1 protein-coding gene is annotated in these 484 nt (G+C 55.2%); it reads right to left on the reverse strand.

Features of this window, described 5'->3' with window-relative positions; genetic code table 11:
* Positions 1-484: ATP-binding cassette domain-containing protein (locus B2R29_RS12460; protein ID WP_301181366.1), on the reverse strand; the 484-nt coding region annotated here is incomplete at both ends.

The raw sequence follows: 484 nt of genomic DNA on the forward strand, positions 1-484 counted from the left end.
CCAGTGCACCATTAAACTGTTTGAGTTGTTCTTCAAGCCACTCGATTGTTTCGACGTCCATATGGTTGGTTGGCTCGTCGAGAATGAGCAGCTCAGGGTCGGTCACCAACGCCCGTGCCAACATGACACGACGTTGCCAACCGCCAGACAGCTCGTTAAAGCGGCTTTCTGCCGGGAGGTTCAGGCGCTGAATCATGGCATCAACACGTTGCTGAATACGCCAGCCATCTGCGGCTTCGATCTTTGCCTGAAGAGTTTCGAGTTTTTTCAGGTCAGCGTCTGCGCCGCGTGCCGTCTCTTCGTGGTAACGCGCCAGAACAGCACCGAGGTCGCCGATACCATCGGCGACAACATCGTACACTGACTCGTCGACACTCTTAGGGAGTTCTTGCTGCAACGCGGCAACACGCAGCGTATCGCGATACTGAACGACCCCATCGTCCGGGGTAATCTCGCGATTGATGATTTTCAGCAGGGTCGACTT

This window comes from Thalassolituus sp. UBA3500, assembly GCF_002377545.1.
Classification (GTDB): Bacteria; Pseudomonadota; Gammaproteobacteria; order Pseudomonadales; family Oceanobacteraceae; genus Thalassolituus.